We start from the raw sequence: 19,561 nt of genomic DNA, 5'->3' as shown, positions 1-19,561 counted from the left end.
GGCGCTCATACCAGGTCTCCCTTCTCGTCCGGGAAGAACTTTCGTTGGATCGCGCTGATCACGAGGACGATGATCAGCAGCACGACGGCCATCGCGGAGGCGAGACCGACCTTGGAGTATCGGAACGCCGTGTCGACGGTCTGGATGACGAACGTCTCGGAACCGTTCGCTCCCTTCGTCATGATGAAGGGGATCTCGAAGACCGAGAGCGCACCCGAGACGGCGAGGATCAGGGACAGACCGACGATCTGCTTGATACCCGGGAAGATGATGTAGCGGAACTTCTGCCACGACGTCGCGCCGTCGAGGTCCGCGGCCTCGTACACGTCACCCGGGATCGCCTGGATGGCGCCGAGGAACAGCACGAAGTTCAGGCCCATGTAGCGCCATACGGACGTGCCCGCGAGCGAGTAGTTGACGATCGACGGGTCTCCGAGCCAGTGCGGCGTCTCCTGCACGCCCACGATCCCCAGCAGAGCGTCCAACGTCCCCTCCGGGCGGAAGAAGTAGAGGAAGACGAGGCCGATCGCCACGCCGTTCAGGAGGTAGGGAAAGAAGATGACGCCCTTGAAGAAGTTCCGGAACCGCGTGCTGAAGCTGAGGATCGTCGCGAAGTAGAGCGCCAGCGCGAGCTGGACGAGAGCGCCGACCAGGTAGTAGAGGCTGACGAAGAAGACCCGGAACAGCTCGGGTCGCGTGAAGATGTCGACGTAGTTCTTGAACCCGACGCCTTCCTTCACCGCATCGAGACCGTCCCACGACGTGAAGCTGTACCAGATCATGTTCGCCACCGGCAGGTAGGTGAACACGAGCAGCAGCCCGAGCGGGACGACGAGGAACAGCCACGGGGTGAGCGACCCGGACCGTCGCCTCGGCGGTCGGGACGTAGCACTCCGCTTGCGCGGCTCGGTCGGAGTCGCCACGGTCGGACTGGTCACAGCCATGTCATGCTCATTTCGGTCGGACGGGCGTGAGGCCCCCGGCGGGGCGGCCGGGGGCCTCACGCGAACCAGGGCTCCTGCGTCAGCCGACGACGTTCGCGCGCGCGGCCGCCCAGCGGGAGTTGAGGTCGGCGAAGAAGGACTCCTTGTCGCCGTCGGCGGCGCCGCGGGCGACGTCGACCAGCTGCTTGCGGTACTTGTCGCCCCAGAGGTCGATCTCCGCCTCGTTGCTGATGTCGTTGTCCCACGTCTCCTCACCGGCAGGGGCCGGGGAGAGCTCGATCTGGTTGACGCCCAGGGCGTCGAACGTGGCCAGGCTGTCCGGTGCCGCCGCACCGACGACCGGCGAGATGCCGCCCTGCTCCGCGGCGAACGTCGACTCGTTCAGGAACCAGTCGACCCAGGCGCGTGCAGCCTCCTTGTTCTCGGAGTGCTTCGAGATCGCGAGCTTGTAGTCGCCCGAGACGGTCGAGGAGAACGTGCCTTCGGTCTGCCACGGCATCGGCCAGAAGTCGATGTCGTCCGCGGACCCCCCGGCGGCCTCGGCCGCGTCCTTCATCTGCGGCACGGCCCACGAGCCGAGCACCATGGCGCCGATCTTGCCGGTGCCCAGGAGGGTCTTGGACTCCTCCCAGTTGGTCGTCGTAGGGTCCTCCTCCGTGACGCCCGCGGCGACGACGTCGTACAGCAGGCCGTCGATCGCGTACTGCTCGTTGCCCTCGGACCACGGAGCGTCCTGCGACGTACGGATGCTCACGGCGTCGGTCCCCGCGATCGTCCCCTGGTTGTTCTGCCACTGGGTGAGCGGCCAGCCGTCGGTGTAGTTCGTGTAGTACGGGACGGCGTCGGTCTTCTCACCGATCTGCTCGAGAGCGTCGACGAACGCCTCGGGCGTCGTCGGCGGCTCCGTGATACCGGCCGCCTCCCAGACCTTCGTGTTCACGACGTACCCCATCGCGGTACCGAACGTCGCGATCCCGTAGACGTCGCCGTCGTAGGCCTGCTCGTTGATGAAGCGATACTCCTGCCCGAGCTCCTTCACCGTGCCGAGGGGCTCGAAGAACTGCGGGAGCTGGTCCTTGCTCACCGAGTTCGGGACGAGGAGCACGTCGCCGTAGTCCTGCGTGTTGAGACGGATCGAGACGTCGCCCTCGTAGTCGGTGATCGCCTCGAACTCGACCGTCACGCCCGGGTTCTTCGCCTGGAACAGGTCCGCGTAGTCCTGCAGCGCGGTGTCGACGATGTCCGTGCGGTTCGTCAGGACGGTGATGGTGCCCGACAGCTCGCCATCCTCGCTGCCACCCTCGTTCGAGCTCGAGCACGCACCGAGCGTCAGCGTCAGCGCTGTCACGGTCAGCACGGCCGCGATCTGCTTCCTTGCCATGGGGTTCCACTCCTTGGTCGTCGTTGACGTCGCCCGCTACGGGCTCCTCTTGCCCGGGCGATCACTGGCGACACGACTAGTGAAGCGCTTAAGTTCCGGTAAGTCCAGCCCCGGTGTGTAACGAACCGATATCAAGACACAGCCTCGCGCGACGAGACTCTGAAGCGCATCAGGACGCTGGACGTCCGGTCGTCCCCCGCGGGCGCAGCGTCGGAGTCGAGTCGAGGAAGTTCCCCCCGACCTCACCTGCGATCCGGTCGAACAGACGGCGAGCGACGTGTGCGCCGTAGCGCGTGACGTCGTGGCTCAGCGCCGAGAGACGCGGGAACGTCGCCTCGCACAGCGGCGAGTCGTCCCACGCGATCATCGACACCTCCTGCGGCACGCGGACACCGATCTCGCTCGCGACCCCCAGTCCCGCGACCGCCATGACGTCGTTGTCGTAGATGATCCCCGTCGGACGGTCCACGCTCGTGAGGAGCGTCCGCGTCGCCGCCGCCCCTTGGACGGCCGAGTAGTCCGTCCGCACGACCACTCCCTCCGCACCCAGCGCCGCGATCTCGTCGCGGAACGCCGCGTCGCGGATCCCCGTGTGCCCGAAACCCTCCAGGCCCGCGACTCGGGCTATCCGGCGGTGCCCCACGGCGTGCAGGTAGCGCACCGACTCACGCATCGCTGCGGCGTCGTCCGTCCACACGCTCGGCAGACCACCCGCGAGCGCCGGGTCCCCCACCACCACGGCTGGGAGCGCCTCGGGCTCGGAGAACATCGCGATCCGGGGGTCGTCGATGCTCGGGTCGACGAGGATCACCCCGTCGACCCGACGTGCCGCGCGCCACGCGCGGTAGGCCCGCAGCTCGGTCTCCTGGTCCGGGACCACCTGGAGGAGCAGCGCGTACGACCGCTTCGACAGCTCGGACTCGATGCCCGCGAGGAACTGCATGTAGAACGACTCGACCCCGAGCATCCCGGGGTCGCGCGCCAGTACCAGTCCGACAGTCTCGGTGCGTGCCCCGGAGAGAGAACGCGCGGCCGAGCTCGGCGCCCAGCCCAGGTCGGCCGCGATCCCCAGGATCCGGGCTCGGGTCGCGTCCGACACGCCGGGCCGGTTGTTCAGCGCGTACGACACCGCGCCCGTCGAGACCCCGGCCTCCCGCGCGATGTCCGCGATGGTGATCCTTGCCACGGCCCTCCTTCCTCCAGGTCGCGAGCCTACTGCGACCACCCGGCGAGCCCGTCGCGTCCCGGTGCCGCAGACGTGGAAAGGTTGGCCCATGACCGGGTCCGCCGCATCCCCCTCCCCGCAGCCCGTCGTCGTGCCCGCGGACGCGCTCGCGGCCGCGGCCGCGGGCCGCACGTTCGACCCGCACGCCGTGCTCGGCCCGCACCTGGCGCCCGACGCCGACGACGCGCGCGCCGTCGTCCGGGTCCTGCGCCCGCTCGCCGACGAGGTCGTCGTCGTCACGACCGACGGCGAGCACGCGGCCGCGCACGAGCAGGACGGCGTGTGGGCCGCCGTCGTCCCCGTGCACCAGGACGCCGACGGCACCCGGCACGCCCCCGACTACCGCGTGCGGGCGCGCTACGGCCACGAGGCCACGACCGTGGACGACCCCTACCGGTTCCTGCCCACGCTCGGCGAGGTGGACCTGCACCTCCTTCGGGAGGGCCGGCACGAGGAGCTGTGGCGCGTGCTGGGGGCCAACCTGCGCACGTACCCCAGCGCGCTCGGCGACACGACCGGCACCGCGTTCGCCGTGTGGGCGCCCAACGCGCGCGCGGTCCGCGTCATCGGCGACTTCAACGGCTGGGGCGCGACGCACCCGATGCGCTCGCTCGGCTCGAGCGGCGTCTGGGAGCTGTTCGTCCCGGGCGTCGGCGCGGGCGCTCGCTACAAGTACGAGATCCTCGGTCCCGACGGCTCGTGGCGGCAGAAGGCCGACCCCCTCGCCAAGGGCGCGGAGGTGCCGCCCGCGACGGCGAGCATCGTGGTCGAGTCGCAGTTCGCGTGGACCGACGACGCGTGGCTCGCCGAGCGCGCCGCCCGCGACCCGCACACGCAGCCGCTCAGCATCTACGAGGTGCACCTCGGGTCGTGGCGCCAGGGGCTGTCGTACCGGGACCTCGCCGAGCAGCTCACCGCGTACGTCGTGGAGCAGGGCTTCACGCACGTCGAGCTCCTGCCCGTCGCCGAGCACCCGTTCGGCGGGTCGTGGGGCTACCAGGTCACGGGCTACTACGCGCCCACCTCACGGTTCGGCCACCCCGACGACTTCCGGTACCTCGTCGACCGCCTGCACGCGGCCGGCGTCGGGGTCGTCGTCGACTGGGTGCCCGCGCACTTCCCGCGCGACGAGTGGGCGCTGGCCCGGTTCGACGGCACGCCCTGCTACGAGCACGCCGACCCGCTGCGCGGCGAGCAGCCCGACTGGGGCACGTTCGTCTTCGACTTCGGGCGCAACGAGGTCCGCAACTTCCTCGTCGCCAACGCGACGTACTGGCTCGAGGAGTTCCACGTCGACGCGCTCCGCGTCGACGCCGTCGCGTCGATGCTCTACCTCGACTACTCGCGCGGCCCCGGCCAGTGGCACCCCAACGTGCACGGCGGGCGCGAGAACCTCGAGGCCATCGCGTTCCTCCAGGAGGCCAACGCGACCGCCTACCGCCGCACGCCCGGCGTCATGATGATCGCCGAGGAGTCGACGGCCTGGCCCGGCGTGACCCGGCCGACCTCGTCCGGCGGACTCGGGTTCGGGCTCAAGTGGAACATGGGCTGGATGAACGACTCCCTGCGCTACGTCGCCGAGGAGCCCATCAACCGGCGCTACCACCACCACGAGATCACGTTCTCGATGGTCTACGCCTACTCCGAGCAGTTCGTGCTGCCGATCAGCCACGACGAGGTCGTGCACGGCAAGGGCTCGCTCTACGGGAAGATGCCCGGCGACGACTGGCAGAAGCGCGCCGGCGTGCGCGCGTTCCTCGCGTACCAGTGGTCCCACCCCGGCAAGCAGCTCCTCTTCATGGGCAGCGAGATCGGCCAGCACTCCGAGTGGAACGAGGGCCGCTCCCTCGACTGGGATGGCCTCGCGGCCGACCCGGGCCGGCAGGGCGTGCAACGCGCCGTGCGCGACCTCAACGCGCTGTACCGCGCGACCCCGGCCCTGTGGGAGCTCGACCACGACCCCGCCGGCTTCGAGTGGCTCGACGCCGACGACGCCGACCACAACGTCCTCGCCTACGTCCGCCGCGGGCGCGACGGCAGCGAGGTCGCCGTCGTCGTGAACTTCGCCGGGACGCCGCACGAGGGCTACCGCCTCGCGCTGCCCTCGGGCGGCGCGTGGCGCGAGGTGCTCAACACCGACGCCGAGGTGTACGGCGGGTCGGGTGTCGGCAACCTCGGCGAGGTGGAGGCGGAGGCCGTCCCGTGGAAGGGTCGCGCGCACTCCGCGACCCTGCGCCTGCCCCCGCTCGGCGCCCTGTACCTCGTCCCGGCGCCGAGGTAGAGGTCTGGTCTGCTGACGTAGAGGTCTGGTCACCCTGGGTGGTGGGTGGGGTGGTGGCGCCGGGTCTACCATCCGCCGCTCGTTCCTCGCGGCTCCCGCCAGGCCCGCCACGACCCGGCGCCACCACCCCACCCACCCGGCTTCGTCTCGCCTCCTGCAGGGTCGACGGACGACGGCGGCCGGTCACCTCACGGTGACCGGCCGCCGTCGTCTGCGGTGCGGGCGCGTCAGTAGAGGCTGATGGCGAGACGCTGGCGGGCCTTGCCGACGCGGGGGTCGGTGGGGCCGACGACCTCGAAGTAGTCGAGGAGGCGGACGCGGAGCTTCTCCTTGGCGTCGGCGTCGGCGCCGGGGAGGAGGTCGAGCAGGCGTCCGAGCGCGTCGTCGACGTGACCGCCGAGGAGGTCGAGGTCGGCGATGGCGAGCTGGGCGTCGACGTCCTGCGGGGCGGCGGCCGCGGCGGCGCGGACCGTCGCGAGGTCGGCGTCGCGCGTGCGCTGGAGGAGGCGGACCTGTGCGAGGCCGGCGACGGCGAGCGCGTCGCGCGGGTCCTGCTTGATCGCCTTCTCGTAGGCCGCGACGGCGGCGTCGAGGTCGTCGCGCTCGATCGCGTCGTACGCCTCCTGGTGCAGCGGCGGGAGCTCGGGCTCCGGCTCGGGGGCCGGCTCGGCGGGCACCGGCTCGCCGTCGCCGCCCTGGGACGGCGCCCGGCCGGTGACGCCGTTCGCCTCGGCGGCCTGGAGCACCTGCTCGATCACCGAGCGCACCTGCTCGGCGGGCGCGGCGCCCTGGAACAGCGGCACCGGCTGGCCCTGGAGGACGGCGACGACGGTCGGGACGCCCTGCACCTGGAACGCCGCCGTGATCTGCGGGTACGCCTGGGCGTCGACGCGGGCCAGCAGGAAGCGGCCCGCGTACTCGTCGGCGAGCGCGCCGAGGTCGGTGCCGAGCTGGGCGTTCGCCTGGTCGGTCGGGATCCAGAGCAGGACGACGACCGGGTACTGCGTCGAGTCCTGGACGAGCTGGCCGAACGTCTCGTCCGTGACGTCGACGACGTAGCCACCGGCCGCGGGCGCGCCGCCCTCCTCCCCCGGCGGCGGGGACTGCGGCCGGGTCAGCGCGGACAGGTCGACCGCTCCGCGCACGTCGAACGCGGGCTGGGTAGGTTCGCTCATGGTCGCAATCCTACGGAGCGTCAGGACGCCGCAACCGATGTCGCGATGTGCTCGTTGCCCACGACGCGGATCTTCTCCTCCGACCCGGCCGGCGGCACGTAGAGCGCGACGACGTCCTGGTAACCGACCTTGAGCACGTTCGTCGGGGTCGTCGTCCCGTACAGGGCCTTGATCGTCTCCGTGTCGGGCGGGACCTGCGCGCCCTCCTCGGCCGTCATCGACTCCTGCGACGTCATGGCGCCCACGACGAGCGCGCCGCCGTCCGCGGTGCGGACCGCGCGGACCTGCTCGTCCGGGTTCGGCGTGAAGGTCAGCGCGTACGCACCGGCGGCCGGCTCGAGCGCCGTGGTCCAGGCCTGGGCGCGCTCGGCGAGCAGCGTGCGGAACGAGTCGTCCTCGAACGCCCCGGCGAAGCCGGAGCCGGTCCCGAGGTTGAGCACGTCGGCGTACTGCGCGACGGCGTCCGTGGGCGTGACGAGGAGGCTCGAGTCGTCGGGTGCGACGGCCTCGCTCCCGATGCTCGGGTCGGCGAAGCTCGGCATGGTCACGCCGGGCAGGAGCCGGACCCAGGCCCACAGCTGGTAGGCATCCCGTGCGCCGGCCTGCTCGAGGACGGACAGGCGCGGAGTCTGCAGACTCTCGGGCTGGACGCTCACGGCGTAGGACGTGCGGGGCCAGGTCTGCGTCGTCGGGATGACGACCTGCTGGGCCTCGGTCGGCAGCTCCGTCACGAGGTCCGCGTTGCCGCGCGCGGCGGCGACGGCGAGCTGGCTCGTGCGGATCGCGAGCGCCGGTCCGGTGACGCGCGCGTCGAGCTGCGCCGGGTCGTTCGCCTCGCTCGCCGCGGCGAGCGCCGAGGCGACCGCGTCCAGCACCACGGTCTCCTGCGCCTCGGAGAGGACGGGAGGCGGCGGGTCCTGGGTGGGGTCCGGCTGCGGCGTCGGCAGGGGCGCGGAGCAGGCGGCGAGGAGGAGCGCGCCGACCAGACCGCCGGCCACCCCGGCGAGGTGACGGCGGGCGCGGTGCGCGCGGGCCGTGTCGCGGGCGGTGCTGGTCATCGGGTGCTGTCCTTCGTCTCGTCCGTGTCGCGCTGCGGGTCGGCGGCCTCGGCCGCCCCGGTGCCGGGGGTGAATCCCCACGCCCGGCGCCAGGCGTCGGCACGTGTCGCCGCGCTGTCCTGCGTGGTCGGGTGCCCGTCCGTCGCGTCGACGGTCGGCTGCGCCGCGGTCTTGGGCCGCCGTTCGCCGCGCGCGACGATCGGGATCTGGCCGGTGAGCCAGGCACGACGCGGCTTCTGCGCGCGCGCCTGCTGCTGGGCGAGGCGGTCCGCCTCCTCCCGCTCGCGCAGCTCGCGCCGCGTGAGCATGCGCACCTGCGCGGTGTCGGTGGGCGCCTCGCCGTCCGACGTGCCGCCGTCACCCTCGCCCGAGGGCGCGGTCGGCGCTGCCGCCGGTGCGACGGTCGGGGTGACCGACGTCGCGGTGCCGCGTCCCGACGGCCCCCGGCGCCGGGGGCGCAGGCTCGCCGCGCCGATGCCGAGCCCCAGGAGGATGAGGACCGCACCGCCGATCACGCCGGGCCAGAGGAACGGGGTCTCGACCTGGCGCGGCCAGGACAGCTCGAGCGTCGGGGCGACGGCACCCTCCCCCACGCCGGCCACGAGAAGCTGCCAGCGGCCGGGCTGGTCGGACCAGCGCAGGGTCGCCGAGCCGGCGCCCGTCGACTCCTCGAACCACATGTCCGACCCGGCGGGGTCGACGCCGACGGCCGGCGTCTCGCCGTCGGCAGGGGTCTCTCCGTCGGCAGGGGTCTCGCCCTCCGCGGGGGCCTCGCCGTCGGCGGGCGTCTCCTCCGCCGACTCCTCCCCCTCGGCCGGAGACTCCCCGTCGGCCGGGGTCTCGCCCTCGGCGGGCGTCTCCTCCGCGGCGGACGGCTCGACGGCGCGCGTCGCGAGCGCGTCCCAGTCGCTGAGCCCGGTGACCACGCCGTGCGCGTCCTCCCCGACCCAGCCCGTCACGTCGACCTCGCGGCCGATCGCGAGGGTCACCTGCTGCTCGCCCGGCGCCGTGGCACGGATCGTCACGTCCTCGGCGACGAGGTCCAGGACCCCGGGCTCGGTGACGAGCATCGTGCCGTCCCCCGTGTACGCCGTGGTCGCCACGACCGTGTCGCTGTCCCGCCACACCGTGGCGGACGCGACGCCGAGGCCGACGGCGACGAGCCCTCCCACGAGCAGGAGGGCAGCGATGATTCGTTGGAGCACCGAGGTTCCCTTCGTCGATCGACGTTCCAGAATAGGTGCGAAACCCCTCGTAGATCGACCTCGGGGAATCGTGCGCGGATCCTCACGATCCGTTCACGAGCCCCTCTCCCCTCGGTCCCACGCTCGTCAGCCGGGATTCAGGAAGAGTGCGCACGACGCCGTCGGACGACCTGCGGCCTCCCCCGTGCCCTCCGTCCCGCAGCACTGCGACCATCGTCTCACCTGTTCCAATCCGGGTATTCAGGACAGCCCGATCCCCGTATCCTGGTCGGAGCACGGCGGGGCCGTGGCACGACCGCCGCGCCCTCCCTCCTCGCGAGGGGACGCCGCCCGGCGGCGGACGCCGCGACGAACCAGCACCGGAGGTCATCGACGTGTCCGACGAGCGCACGCTCTTCCCCATCACGATGCGCGGGTACGACCGCGTCCAGGTCGAGGCACAGCTCGCGAAGCTGGAGAAGGCCGTGGAGGACGCGCGCTCGCGCGTCGAGGCCGCGGACGCCCGCGCCATGCAGCTCACGAGCGAGCTCTCCGACGCGCAGCGTCAGCTCCGCGAGGCGGAGCGCCCCTCGTACGCCGGCCTCGGCTCCCGCATCGAGCAGCTCATGCGCTCGGCGGAGGAGCAGTCCGCCGACATCCTCTCCCAGGCCAACGCCCAGGCCGCCGACATCATGGCGCGCGCGAAGCTCTCGGCCGGCCAGGTGCGGTCCCGCGCCGAGAACGAGGTCGCCGAGCTCCTCAACAGCGCGCGGCTCGAGTCGGAGGAGATCCGGGCCACGAGCGCGTCGGAGGTCGAGGGCACGCTCCTCAGCGCCCAGCGCCGCGCCGAGGAGCTCGTCGGCTCCGCCGAGCGCGAGGCGGCCCGCATCCAGAGCGCGATCGCCACCGAGGAGAGCGAGCGCCGCGCGTCGCTCGAGCGCGAGCTCGGCACGCTGCGCGCGACGGCGGAGCGCGAGACGACCGAGCTGCGCGTGACGACCGAGCGCGAGGCCGCCGAGCTCCGTGCCCGCGTCGCGGCGGAGACCGCCGCCCAGCGCGAGGCCGCCGAGCGCGAGGCCGCCGAGCTCCTGGAGAACGCGCGCCGCGAGGCGCAGCGCCAGGTCGACGAGGCGCAGCGGAAGGCCACCGAGGCGGCCAACGCGGTCACGTCGGAGATGGAGGAGCTGCGCGACAAGGCCCGCACCGCGCTCGCCGACGCGGAGCTCGAGGTCGTGCGCCGCCGCGAGGAGGCGGAGCGCGAGAACGCCGAGCGGCACGCGGCCGCCAAGGCCGAGACCGAGAAGCTCGTCTCGACCGCGGAGGAGCACGCGACCGAGGCGGAGAAGCGCGTCGCGCTCGCGCTGGAGCAGGCCGAGAAGGTCCGCCGGGAGTCCGACGCCTACGTCAAGGACCTCATGTCGACGGCCCGTCGCAACGCCGACCAGATCGTGGCCGAGGCGCGGTCGTTCGCGGACCAGACCGTGAGCGACGCCAAGGCGGAGGCGGAGCAGCAGCGCAACGTCGCCCAGCGCCAGCTCGAGGACCTCACGCGCCAGCACGACTCGATCAACACCTACCTCGACGAGCTGCGCGGGCTCCTCGGCGGCGAGCCCGAGGCCGCGAAGGCTCCCGCGAAGAAGTCGGCGGTCCCCGCGGGCACGCCCGCGCAGCAGGCGCGCGCGGCGACGCTCATGACGGCGGAGTTCCCGGTCGTCGCCGACGAGTCGGACCAGCAGGGCGGGCCCGCCGCCTCGACGAAGCGCCGCCCCGCCGGCCAGGTGGACGCCGAGGCCGAGACCGACGCCCCCGCCTCGGCCTGACCGGTGTCCTCCGCGGACCCCACGGGCCGCTCCGGGTCCGCTGCCGACGACTGGCGTCGGCAGCGGACCGAGGCCGCGGCGCACCAGCAGCGCGAGCTCGACCGCCAGCGCGCGCGGGAGAGCGCCGCGGCACGGGCGCTCCTCGCCGAGTTCGTGGTGCGTGCCCGTGAGCGCGGCCTCGCACCCGAGCCGCTGCGTGCCCGCTCGTTCGACGGCACGACCACCTACCGGACCCCGCTCAAGGGCTGGTACCTGCGCCGCAACCGCAGCGTCGCCGTCGGCGAGGACGGGGAGTTCTACGTGCTCGGTGTGCCCGGCAGCGTGCTGGGGCGCCTGCGCGGCGTGACCGTGGAGCCGTCGGACCCGCCGCTCGTGCTCGGCAAGGGCGGACGGGACGGCGAGTCGATCGACCTCGCGGACGCGCTCGCGCTCGTGCTCGACGGCCGCTGATCGGCCGGGACGGCCCGCCGACCCGCCGTGCCGCGGTCGACCGGGCTCACGCCGCGGCGCGGGCCAGCAGGTCGGCGAGGGCGTCCGCGACGGCCGCCGGGTCCTCGACCGCGCTCATGTGCCCGGCGCCCGGGACCTGGACGAGCTGCGCCGTGGGCGCGGCGTCCGCCATGTGCTCGGCCTCCGCCGTCGGCGTGAGCGCGTCCTCCTCCCCCACGACCACGGCCACCGGCCCGGCGAACTCCGCGAGGACCTGGGTGCGGTCCGGCCGGGCCGCCATGGCCCGCTGCGACCACGCGACGCCGTCGGGCCGCTGCCCGCGGATCCACTCCTCGAGCCGTGCCGTGAGGTGCTTGCGCGCGGCCTTGCTCGTCTCCCCGAGCATCACCCCCGGCATGCCGAGGACGGCGTCGACGGTCTGGGACCGCGCGGCCTCGTCCGCGATGCGCAGTCGGTTTGCGCGCGCCTCGTCGGTGTCGGCGGTCGACTTGGTGTCCACGAGCCCGAGTCCGGCGACCAGGTCGGGGTGCCGCTCCGCGAGCGCGAGCGCGATGTAGCCGCCCATCGACAGCCCCGCGACGACCGCGCGCGTGATCCCCGCCGCGGCGAGCGCGGTGGCGGTGGCGTCGGCCGCGGTGTCGATCGACGCCGGCTCGTCCGCCAGCGGGCTCGCCCCCAGACCCGGGAGGTCGACCGCGACGACGGTGGGCTCCCCCGGCAGCGCGGCCGCGACGTCGGCCCACATGCGGTGGTCCAGCGGGAAGCCGTGCAGCAGCACGAGCGGTGTGCCGTACCCCTCGCGCAGCGTGAAGGTCTCGAGCGGGGCCGTCGTCACGTCGTCCTCCTCAGGTCGTGCGTCCGTCGTCAGGTCTCGTCCCACCGTGCCACGGCCGCGACCGTCCTGCCGGGGCGTCAGTCGTCGACGCCGTCCGACCGGCTCGCGTCGTAGCTCGCCTGGTCGGAGTCCGCGGTGTCACGGTCGGCCGTCACGGCCGCGGTCGCGTCGCCGGACCACTCGGTCGGCAGGGGCAGCGGGAACCCGGGGCGGACATGGCCGACGATCTCGTCGAGCACGCGACGCACGGACGACTCCCCCACCCACAGGTGCTTGGCGCCGTCGACGCCGATCACCTCGGCGTTGCGCACGCGCGCGAACCGTCGGCGCGCCTCGTCGGGGCGCAGGTAGTCGTCGAGCTCGGGGACGAGCACGACGAGCGGCTTGCCGAACGCGTCCCACCGGTCGAGGTCCTCGTCCGTCGCGCGGTGCAGCGGCGGCGACAGGAGGATCGCGCCCTCCACGGCCGGGTCGGTCCCGTGCTTGAGCGCGAGCTCGGTCCCGAACGACCACCCGACGAGCCAGGGGTGCGGCAGGTCGCGGAACTCGGCGAGCTCGATCGCGGCGGCGACGTCGAAGCGCTCGGCCTCGCCGCCGTCGAACGCGCCCTCGCTCGTGCCGCGCGGCGACGAGGTCCCGCGCGTGTTGAACCGCAGCACCGCGAGGTCGGCGAGCGCGGGCAGGCGCCACGCGGCCTTCCGGTACACGTGCGAGTCCATGTAGCCGCCGTGCGTCGGCAGCGGGTGGAGCGTGACCAGGGTCGCGACCGGGTCGCGGTCCGCCGGGAGCGCGAGCTCGCCGACGAGCGTCAGCCCGTCCGCGGTGTGCAGCTCGACGTCCTCGCGCCGCGCGGGCAGGACCGTCAGGGACCGGATGGGGGTAGGACCGGCCGGGACGTCGGCCCCGGTGGGCTCGGGTGCGGTGCTCATCGTGGTCGAGCCTAGTTCCTCCGCCGCGGACCTCTACCGGGGCCGACGGCGCCCGCGCGCCTGCCAGCACGACGTGTGCCAGTGCCGACGGTGGTCGAGCGCCGTCTCGGCACCGAAGAACGAGTCCTCCTGCCAGGCCACGACGTGCCCCGTCCCGGGCGGGATCTCCTGGTTGCACCCCGGGCACAGGTACGTCTTGGACCCGCCGCGCACCGTGCGGACCTGCCACTCGCCGTCGGCCCCGGACTCGCGACGCGCGCCGCCGAGGGCACGGTCCAGGTCGAGGGGCGCGGGCTCCGCTCCCCACGGTCGCTTGCGGGACGGTCGACGGGACGGCATGCACCCATTCTCCCCCGGGCACACGGCGGGGGCGGCTCCCAGCGGGAGTCCAGGCAGGACCGCTAGAGTGTCCGCGCCGGTGCTGCACCCGGCACGCGGACGCGAGGCGACCCCGACCCGGGACGCCGACGACCGCCGTCGTGCGGGTGCGGCCCAGACCCGACGGCCCCGCGTCGTCCCACCGACCGAAGGACCCCCTCTCGTGAAGCACCGCACCCTGCGCGGCGTCGCCGCGCTCACCCTGGGCGCCGCCCTCGTCCTCTCCGGCTGCGCCTCGGAGGGCGGCGGCTCCGGCGACGAGACGTCGTCGAGCCCGTCCGCGACCGACGGCGCCAGCGACGCCGCGACGTCGTCGCCCGAGGACGTCGCGGCGCTCGAGGCCGTGACGGTCACCGGCGACCCGGGCGCCGAGCCCACCGTGGAGTTCGACCAGCCGTTCGAGGTCTCCGCCGCGGCCGCCATCTCGCTGAACGACGGCGAGGGCGACGAGATCGCCAAGGGCCAGCAGATCACCATGCACACGGCCGCGTTCTCCGGTACGGACGGCTCCAAGATGGGGTCGACGTGGGAGACGGGCTCCCCCGAGCAGCTCCTCATCGACGACTCGATCTTCCCGCAGCTCCTCGACGTCGTCGTCGGCAAGAAGGTCGGCACCCGCTTCCTGTTCGCCAACCCGACGACGGACCAGACGACCGGCGAGCCGATCACCTACCTCACCATCGGTGAGGTCACCGACGTGAAGACCATCCCGTCGCGTGCCGAGGGTGAGGCGGTCACGCCCGCCGAGGGCCTGCCGACCGTGACGCTCGACGACACCGGCAAGCCGACCATCGAGATCCCCGAGGGCTACGAGGCCCCGACCGAGCTCGTCGCGCAGACGCTCATCAAGGGCAGCGGCCCGGTCGTGACCGAGGACCAGACCGTCACCGCCCACTACACGGGCATGCTGCTCGACGGCACCGTCTTCGACTCGTCGTGGGACCGCGGCGCCCCCACGAGCTTCTCGCTCCAGCAGGTGATCCCGGGCTGGACGCAGGGCCTCGCCGGGCAGACCGTGGGCAGCCAGGTGCTGCTCGTCATCCCGTCGGAGCTGGGCTACGGCTCGCAGGGCAGCGGCACGATCCCCGCCGACTCCCCGCTCGTCTTCGTCGTGGACATCCTCGACGCGCAGTGACCCCCGCCTGACCCGACGAGGGCCGCACCCCGCCACGGGGTGCGGCCCTCGTCGTGTCCGGGACGGGTCGTTGGTCCGGGTCGTGGGTCCCGGCCCGTCGGGACCGGGACGGGCGGGCCCCGCGCGTCGCGCGACGTACTCTCGATGCATGACGGACGCCTCCACGACCCCGGTCCCCGCCGTGCCCGACGACGTGTCGTCGCCGCACCCCGCCGTGCCGCCCGAGCGCGAGGTGCTCACGTGGGAGACGTTCGGCGTCGCCGCGCGCGAGCTCGCCGAGCAGGTCGTGGCGAGCGGGTTCCGGCCCGAGGTCGTCGTCGCCGTCGCGCGCGGCGGGCTCCTGCCGGGCGGCGCGGTCGCGTACGCGCTCGGGACCAAGGGCGTCGGGACGCTCAACGTCGAGTTCTACACCGACATCGGCCAGACCCTCACCGACCCGCGCGTGCTCCCGCCGCTCATGGACACGTCCGACCTGCCGGGCGCGCACGTGCTCGTGGTCGACGACGTCGCGGACTCCGGCCGCACGCTCGCCCTCGTCATGGAGATGCTGAGCGCCCACGGCGCCGAGGCGCGGTCCGCGGTGCTGTACACCAAGCCGCGCACGATCATCCAGCCGGACTACTCGTGGAAGGACACCGACCTCTGGATCACGTTCCCGTGGTCGGCCGACCCGCCCGTCGAGGGCGCGCAGCCGCGACCGAACGACTGAGCACGCAGACGACGGACCGTCGCCGCCCGGGCGAGGCGAACGGGTCGTGCTCGCGACCGCAAGCGAGCACGACCTCGTCCAGCCCTACCGCCCGGCCCCGGACAGCGCCAACCCCGTGCTCGCGTCGAAGAGGTGCGCACGGTCCAGGTCGACGGTCACCGACAGGCGCTCCCCGGGTCGGCTCGCGACGGTCGGCCGCGCCTTGACCGTGAGCATCTCCGTGCCCACCTTGACGTCGACCAGCGTGTGGTCGCCCAGCGGCTCGAGCCCGAAGACCTCCCCCTCGACCGTCGCCTCTCCCCGCCGCTCGACCGACACGTCCTCGGCGCGCAGGCCGAGGAGCAGCGGACGGCCGCGCTCCGCCGCGGCTCCCCGGGGGCGCGGCAGGGTCCAGCCCTGAGACCCGACCAGCCGGTCGTCGTCGACGTGGCACTCGAGCAGGCTGATCCGCGGGCTCCCGACGAAGCTCGCGACCCACCGGTCGACCGGCTGCTCGTACACCTCCGCCGGCGTCCCGACCTGCTGCACCGCGCCGTCCCTGAGCACGGCGACCTGGTCGGCCATGGACATCGCCTCGACCTGGTCGTTCGTCACGTAGACGAACGTCCCTCCCAGACGCCGGTGGATGCGGGTGAGCTCGGTCCGCATCTCGACGCGCAGCTTGAGGTCGAGGTTGGTGAGCGGTTCGTCCATGAGGAACGCGTGCGGGCGACGGACCAGCGCACGGGCCAGCGCGACGCGCTGCATCTCACCACCGGACAGCTGTGCCGGTCGACGCTGCAGGAGGCGTTCGATGTGCAGGAGGCGCGCGACGTCGTCCACGGCGGCGGCGATCTCGCTCGCGGAGGCACGGCGCGCGCGCAGCGGCGAGGCGATGTTCTCGAACACCGTGTACCGGGGGTAGAGCGCGTAGCTCTGGAAGACCATGGCCAGGTCCCGTGCGCCGGGGGACTCCCCGGTCACGTCCCGGCCGCCCAGGTGCACCGACCCGGCGTCGAGCCTGTCGAGCCCGGCGATCGCGCGCAGGGTCGTCGTCTTGCCCGCCCCCGAGGGCCCGAGGACGACGAAGAACGAGCCGTCCGGCACCTGCAGGTCGACCCCGTCGAGGGCCTGGACCTCCCCGAACGCCTTCCTGATCCCGTAGGTCGCAACGGTTCCCATCAGGCCACCAACCTCTCCGAGTCGCGGTCGTAGACGGGCGGCGGCCCGCCGACGTGCCGCACGCCGACGGGCGTGTCCGCGGCGAACCGTGCGGTCGGGGGCATCCGGACCCGGACGTCGTGCTCCCCCTCGCACTCGACGACGTAGATGGTCTCGTCGCCCAGCGCCTCCGCCGAGACCACGCGGCCGCGGACCGCACCGTCCGCTCCCGGCGCGGTGACCTCCAACGCCTCGGGCCGCACGCCGGCGACCAGCCGACGACCGTCCGGCAGCCCGGACGGCACCGGCAGCGCGAGCCCGCCCCCGCCCCGCAGGGCCCCGTCGGCGACCTCGACGTCCACGAGGTTCACCGGCGGCGAGCCGATGAACGCGGCGCAGAACAGGCTCGCGGGCCGGTCGTAGACCTCCATGGGCGTGCCGACCTGCTCCACGCGGCCCTTGTTGAGGATCGCGATCCGATGGCCGAGCGACATCGCCTCGACCTGGTCGTGGGTGACGTAGACCATCGTCGCCCCCACCTCTCGCTGCAGGTGCTTGATCTGCGACCGCATGTCCGCGCGCTGCTCGGCGTCGAGGTTCGTGAGCGGCTCGTCCATGAGGAAGGCGCGCGGCCGCCGCACCAGGGCGCGGGCCAGCGCGACCCGCTGCTGCTCCCCGCCCGACAGCCGCGTGGGCCGCCGGTCCAGCAGCGGACCGAGCTGCAGCATGCGAGCGGCCTCGTCGACACGACGACGCACCTCCGGCTCGGGGACGCCCTCGGCGCGGAGCGGGAAGGCCACGTTGTCACGGGCCTTCAGGTGCGGGTACAGCGCGTAGAACTGGAACACCATGGCGATGTCGCGACCGCCGGGAGGCAGGTCGTCGACGCGCGTGTCGCCGATGTGGATGGTGCCCGACGTCTGGCGCTCCAGGCCCGCCACCGCGCGCAGCGTGGTGGTCTTTCCGCAGCCCGAGGGACCGAGCATGACGAACAGCTCGCCGTCGCCGATGGACAGGTCCACCTCCTCCACGGCGACGGTCCCGTCCGGGTAGCGCTTGTGCAGGGACGCGATCTCGATGCCCGCCATCAGCGTCGCACCGCCCCGAGCGTGACGCCGGCGACGAGGTGCTTGCGCACCAGGTAGGCGAAGACGAGCACCGGGATCGCGAACACGCAGGCGGAGGCGGCCACGAGCCCCCAGTCCACGGTCGTGCCGCCGATGAGGCCGGCGATGGCCGGCGGTGCGGTGCGCACCTCTTGGCTGGAGGTCAGGAAGATCGCGTACACGAACTCGTTCCAGGAGAAGATGAGGGCGAAGACCGCGGTGGCGGCGATCCCCGGCACGAGCAACGGCAGGGTGATGCGCCGGAACGCCTGGAGGCGCGTGTGACCGTCGAGCATCGCCGCGTCCTCGTACTCCGGTGGCACCTCGTCGACGAAGCCCTTCATCATCCAGATCGTGAAGGGCACGTTGAAGGCCGTGTAGATGAGGATCAGGCCGAGCTGGGTGTCGATGAGCCCGAGCGTGCGGTACATGAGGAAGATCGGGATCACGACGACGACGGGCGGCATGAACCGCGTGGACAGGATGAAGAACATCTGGTCCTTCTTCGCCCTCAGCGTGAAGCGCGAGTACGCCCACGCCGCCGGGACCCCGAGCACGGTGGCCAGGATCGTGGACGTCCCGGCGACCACGACGGAGTTGAGCAGCGCGGTGGAGAGGTCCGACGCACCGCCGCCCGAGGCGACGAACACGTCTCGGTAGTGGTCCAGGGTCATGTCGAAGCCGAAGAACTTCGCCGGGACGGCGTAGACGTCCCGGTTCTCCTTGACGGACGTCTCGAGCATCCAGAGCACCGGGAAGAGCATGGCGGCCGCCAGCACGGCCAGGAGCGCGACCTCGACCGACTTGCGGACCCGGCCGCGGGGGCTGCGTGCGGGCCGTACGCGAACGGCCAGGTCAGCAGAGCGTGCCATCAGCCCTCCTTGAGCTTGTTCAGGTAGCGCAGGTAGAGCTGCGCGAGGACGATGACGACGACCACCATGAGGATCCCGTAGGCCGACGCGGTCCCCGTGTTGAACCCGAGGAACGCGACCTTGTAGACGTGGAACGACAAGGTCTCGGTCGAGACGCCGGGTCCTCCGTTGGTGAGGATGTAGACGAGGTCGAACATCCGGAACGCCTCGATCGCACGGAACATCACGGCGATGAGGAGCAGCGGCCACACCAGCGGCAGGGTGATGTTGCGGAACCGGAACCACTCCGACGCCCGGTCGATGGAGGCCGCCTCGTACAGGTACCTGGGGACCGCGGTCAGGCCCGCGAGCGCGATGAGCATGATGAACGGCGTCCACTGCCAGGTGTCGACGACGACCAGGGAGAGCATCGCCGTCTGGCGGCGGGTGAGCCACTCCACCGGCTCGATCCCGAGCGAGCCGAGCACGCTGTTGACGATGCCGAACTGCGCGTCGAGCATGAAGCGCCAGAACAGCCCGACGACGACGGGCGACAGCATCATCGGTACGAGGAACAGCGTGGTGAGAAGCCCACGACCACGCGTCCGCCGGGAGATGAGGTAGGCGATGCCGAAGCCCAGCACCGTCTGCAGGGTGACGGCACACACGACGTACACGAGGGTCGTCAGGGCCCGCTGCCTGACCTCCGGCGAGGTCAGGACGTCGACGTAGTTCGCGAACCCGACGAACTCCGCGGGTGCGGAGCCCGTCGCCGAGTAGTCGGTGAAGGAGAGGAACAGCGCCCACAGCAGCGGGAAGACCGACATGGCCAGCAGGAGCAGCATCGCCGGGGTGATGAACGCGACGGCGAGCCCACGGTCGCCGAGCCGAGGGGCCCGGACCGGTGCGGGCGGCGCCGACGTCCCGTCCCGCACCGGGGAGTTCTTCGTCAGGACCATG

18 protein-coding genes are annotated in these 19,561 nt (G+C 72.7%); 5 read left to right on the top strand and 13 right to left on the bottom strand.

Annotated features, from left to right (window positions below; all coding sequences use genetic code 11):
* Window positions 1-5 precede the first annotated feature (5 nt).
* From ABRQ22_RS04940 to ABRQ22_RS04930, 3 genes are all read right to left on the bottom strand, one after another.
* A complete protein-coding gene (locus ABRQ22_RS04940; RefSeq protein WP_353708770.1) occupies window positions 6-923 on the bottom strand; it encodes a sugar ABC transporter permease in 918 nt (305 codons plus the stop codon).
* A 100-nt stretch (window positions 924-1,023) separates the two neighbouring features.
* On the bottom strand, window positions 1,024-2,325 hold the full coding sequence (locus tag ABRQ22_RS04935) for an extracellular solute-binding protein (protein WP_353708769.1): 1,302 nt from the start codon (window positions 2,323-2,325) through the stop codon (window positions 1,024-1,026).
* A gap of 169 nt (window positions 2,326-2,494) precedes the next feature.
* Window positions 2,495-3,511: a LacI family DNA-binding transcriptional regulator gene (locus ABRQ22_RS04930; RefSeq protein ID WP_353708768.1), complete on the bottom strand. Its 1,017-nt coding sequence runs from the start codon at window positions 3,509-3,511 to the stop codon at window positions 2,495-2,497.
* An 88-nt stretch (window positions 3,512-3,599) separates the two neighbouring features.
* Between ABRQ22_RS04930 and glgB the strand changes: the two genes are divergently transcribed.
* Window positions 3,600-5,831: a 1,4-alpha-glucan branching protein GlgB gene (gene glgB, locus ABRQ22_RS04925; RefSeq protein ID WP_353708767.1), complete on the top strand. Its 2,232-nt coding sequence runs from the start codon at window positions 3,600-3,602 to the stop codon at window positions 5,829-5,831.
* Window positions 5,832-6,058: 227 nt separating this feature from the next.
* Here glgB and ABRQ22_RS04920 read toward each other — a convergent pair whose 3' ends face one another.
* From ABRQ22_RS04920 to ABRQ22_RS04910, 3 genes are read right to left on the bottom strand one after another with little or no spacing between them, the layout of a single operon-like run.
* Window positions 6,059-7,006 carry a tetratricopeptide repeat protein gene (locus tag ABRQ22_RS04920; protein ID WP_353708766.1) on the bottom strand — a complete coding sequence of 316 codons (948 nt, stop codon included), beginning with the start codon at window positions 7,004-7,006 and terminating at the stop codon, window positions 6,059-6,061.
* 20 nt (window positions 7,007-7,026) lie between these two features.
* A complete protein-coding gene (locus ABRQ22_RS04915) occupies window positions 7,027-8,064 on the bottom strand; it encodes a hypothetical protein (protein ID WP_353708765.1) in 1,038 nt (345 codons plus the stop codon).
* Window positions 8,061-9,269: a hypothetical protein gene (locus ABRQ22_RS04910; protein WP_353708764.1), complete on the bottom strand. Its 1,209-nt coding sequence runs from the start codon at window positions 9,267-9,269 to the stop codon at window positions 8,061-8,063. Before ABRQ22_RS04910 ends, ABRQ22_RS04915 begins: the two co-directional genes overlap by 4 nt.
* A gap of 374 nt (window positions 9,270-9,643) precedes the next feature.
* Here ABRQ22_RS04910 and ABRQ22_RS04905 point away from each other — a divergent pair, with 374 nt between their 5' ends.
* Complete coding sequence (locus ABRQ22_RS04905; protein WP_253053426.1) at window positions 9,644-11,068, top strand: hypothetical protein; 1,425 nt, start codon at window positions 9,644-9,646, stop codon at window positions 11,066-11,068.
* Window positions 11,069-11,071: 3 nt separating this feature from the next.
* Window positions 11,072-11,518, top strand: coding sequence for a hypothetical protein (locus ABRQ22_RS04900; RefSeq protein WP_353708763.1), 447 nt, complete (start codon window positions 11,072-11,074; stop codon window positions 11,516-11,518).
* Window positions 11,519-11,564: 46 nt separating this feature from the next.
* Here ABRQ22_RS04900 and ABRQ22_RS04895 read toward each other — a convergent pair whose 3' ends face one another.
* The 3 genes from ABRQ22_RS04895 to ABRQ22_RS04885 form a co-directional block, all read right to left on the bottom strand.
* On the bottom strand, window positions 11,565-12,353 hold the full coding sequence (locus tag ABRQ22_RS04895) for an alpha/beta fold hydrolase (RefSeq protein ID WP_353708762.1): 789 nt from the start codon (window positions 12,351-12,353) through the stop codon (window positions 11,565-11,567).
* A gap of 77 nt (window positions 12,354-12,430) precedes the next feature.
* Window positions 12,431-13,282, bottom strand: a complete 852-nt coding sequence (locus ABRQ22_RS04890; protein ID WP_253053419.1) for an alpha/beta hydrolase — start codon at window positions 13,280-13,282, stop codon at window positions 12,431-12,433.
* A gap of 33 nt (window positions 13,283-13,315) precedes the next feature.
* The gene (locus ABRQ22_RS04885) at window positions 13,316-13,621 is read right to left on the bottom strand and encodes a hypothetical protein (RefSeq protein WP_047232918.1); all 306 of its coding nucleotides are present in this window, start codon (window positions 13,619-13,621) and stop codon (window positions 13,316-13,318) included.
* Window positions 13,622-13,823: 202 nt separating this feature from the next.
* Here ABRQ22_RS04885 and ABRQ22_RS04880 point away from each other — a divergent pair, with 202 nt between their 5' ends.
* Together ABRQ22_RS04880 and ABRQ22_RS04875 are read left to right on the top strand one after the other, a co-directional pair.
* Window positions 13,824-14,795, top strand: coding sequence for an FKBP-type peptidyl-prolyl cis-trans isomerase (locus ABRQ22_RS04880; protein ID WP_308202321.1), 972 nt, complete (start codon window positions 13,824-13,826; stop codon window positions 14,793-14,795).
* A gap of 148 nt (window positions 14,796-14,943) precedes the next feature.
* Entirely contained in the window at window positions 14,944-15,504 is a 561-nt protein-coding gene (locus tag ABRQ22_RS04875) for a phosphoribosyltransferase (RefSeq protein ID WP_353708761.1), read from the top strand.
* 84 nt (window positions 15,505-15,588) lie between these two features.
* Here the strand turns inward: ABRQ22_RS04875 and ABRQ22_RS04870 are convergent, their stop codons facing one another.
* From ABRQ22_RS04870 to ABRQ22_RS04855, 4 genes are read right to left on the bottom strand one after another with little or no spacing between them, the layout of a single operon-like run.
* Complete coding sequence (locus ABRQ22_RS04870) at window positions 15,589-16,665, bottom strand: ABC transporter ATP-binding protein (RefSeq protein WP_353708760.1); 1,077 nt, start codon at window positions 16,663-16,665, stop codon at window positions 15,589-15,591.
* Window positions 16,665-17,732, bottom strand: a complete 1,068-nt coding sequence (locus ABRQ22_RS04865) for an ABC transporter ATP-binding protein (RefSeq protein ID WP_353708759.1) — start codon at window positions 17,730-17,732, stop codon at window positions 16,665-16,667. Before ABRQ22_RS04865 ends, ABRQ22_RS04870 begins: the two co-directional genes overlap by 1 nt.
* Window positions 17,732-18,622 carry a carbohydrate ABC transporter permease gene (locus ABRQ22_RS04860; RefSeq protein ID WP_253053410.1) on the bottom strand — a complete coding sequence of 297 codons (891 nt, stop codon included), beginning with the start codon at window positions 18,620-18,622 and terminating at the stop codon, window positions 17,732-17,734. The genes ABRQ22_RS04865 and ABRQ22_RS04860 overlap by 1 nt, the downstream gene beginning before the upstream one ends.
* Window positions 18,622-19,560: a sugar ABC transporter permease gene (locus ABRQ22_RS04855; protein ID WP_353708758.1), complete on the bottom strand. Its 939-nt coding sequence runs from the start codon at window positions 19,558-19,560 to the stop codon at window positions 18,622-18,624. Before ABRQ22_RS04855 ends, ABRQ22_RS04860 begins: the two co-directional genes overlap by 1 nt.
* Between the last annotated feature and the right edge of the window lies 1 nt (window position 19,561).

It is taken from the genome of Cellulosimicrobium sp. ES-005, from assembly GCF_040448685.1.
Taxonomy (GTDB): domain Bacteria; phylum Actinomycetota; class Actinomycetes; order Actinomycetales; family Cellulomonadaceae; genus Cellulosimicrobium; species Cellulosimicrobium cellulans_G.
This window is presented reverse-complemented; position numbering and strand designations above follow the sequence as displayed.

Bases quoted from the DNA above. Each gene is read 5' to 3' on its own strand.
- ABRQ22_RS04935 (WP_353708769.1), bottom strand. From the start codon at position 2,325: ATGGCAAGGAAGCAGATCGCGGCCGTGCTGACCGTGACAGCGCTGACG.
- glgB (WP_353708767.1), top strand. From the start codon at position 3,600: ATGACCGGGTCCGCCGCATCCCCCTCCCCGCAGCCCGTCGTCGTGCCC.
- ABRQ22_RS04920 (WP_353708766.1), bottom strand. From the start codon at position 7,006: ATGAGCGAACCTACCCAGCCCGCGTTCGACGTGCGCGGAGCGGTCGAC.
- ABRQ22_RS04915 (WP_353708765.1), bottom strand. From the start codon at position 8,064: ATGACCAGCACCGCCCGCGACACGGCCCGCGCGCACCGCGCCCGCCGT.
- ABRQ22_RS04890 (WP_253053419.1), bottom strand. From the start codon at position 13,282: ATGAGCACCGCACCCGAGCCCACCGGGGCCGACGTCCCGGCCGGTCCT.
- ABRQ22_RS04885 (WP_047232918.1), bottom strand. From the start codon at position 13,621: ATGCCGTCCCGTCGACCGTCCCGCAAGCGACCGTGGGGAGCGGAGCCC.
- ABRQ22_RS04875 (WP_353708761.1), top strand. From the start codon at position 14,944: ATGACGGACGCCTCCACGACCCCGGTCCCCGCCGTGCCCGACGACGTG.
- ABRQ22_RS04870 (WP_353708760.1), bottom strand. From the start codon at position 16,665: ATGGGAACCGTTGCGACCTACGGGATCAGGAAGGCGTTCGGGGAGGTC.
- ABRQ22_RS04865 (WP_353708759.1), bottom strand. From the start codon at position 17,732: ATGGCGGGCATCGAGATCGCGTCCCTGCACAAGCGCTACCCGGACGGG.
- ABRQ22_RS04860 (WP_253053410.1), bottom strand. From the start codon at position 18,622: ATGGCACGCTCTGCTGACCTGGCCGTTCGCGTACGGCCCGCACGCAGC.
- ABRQ22_RS04855 (WP_353708758.1), bottom strand. From the start codon at position 19,560: ATGGTCCTGACGAAGAACTCCCCGGTGCGGGACGGGACGTCGGCGCCG.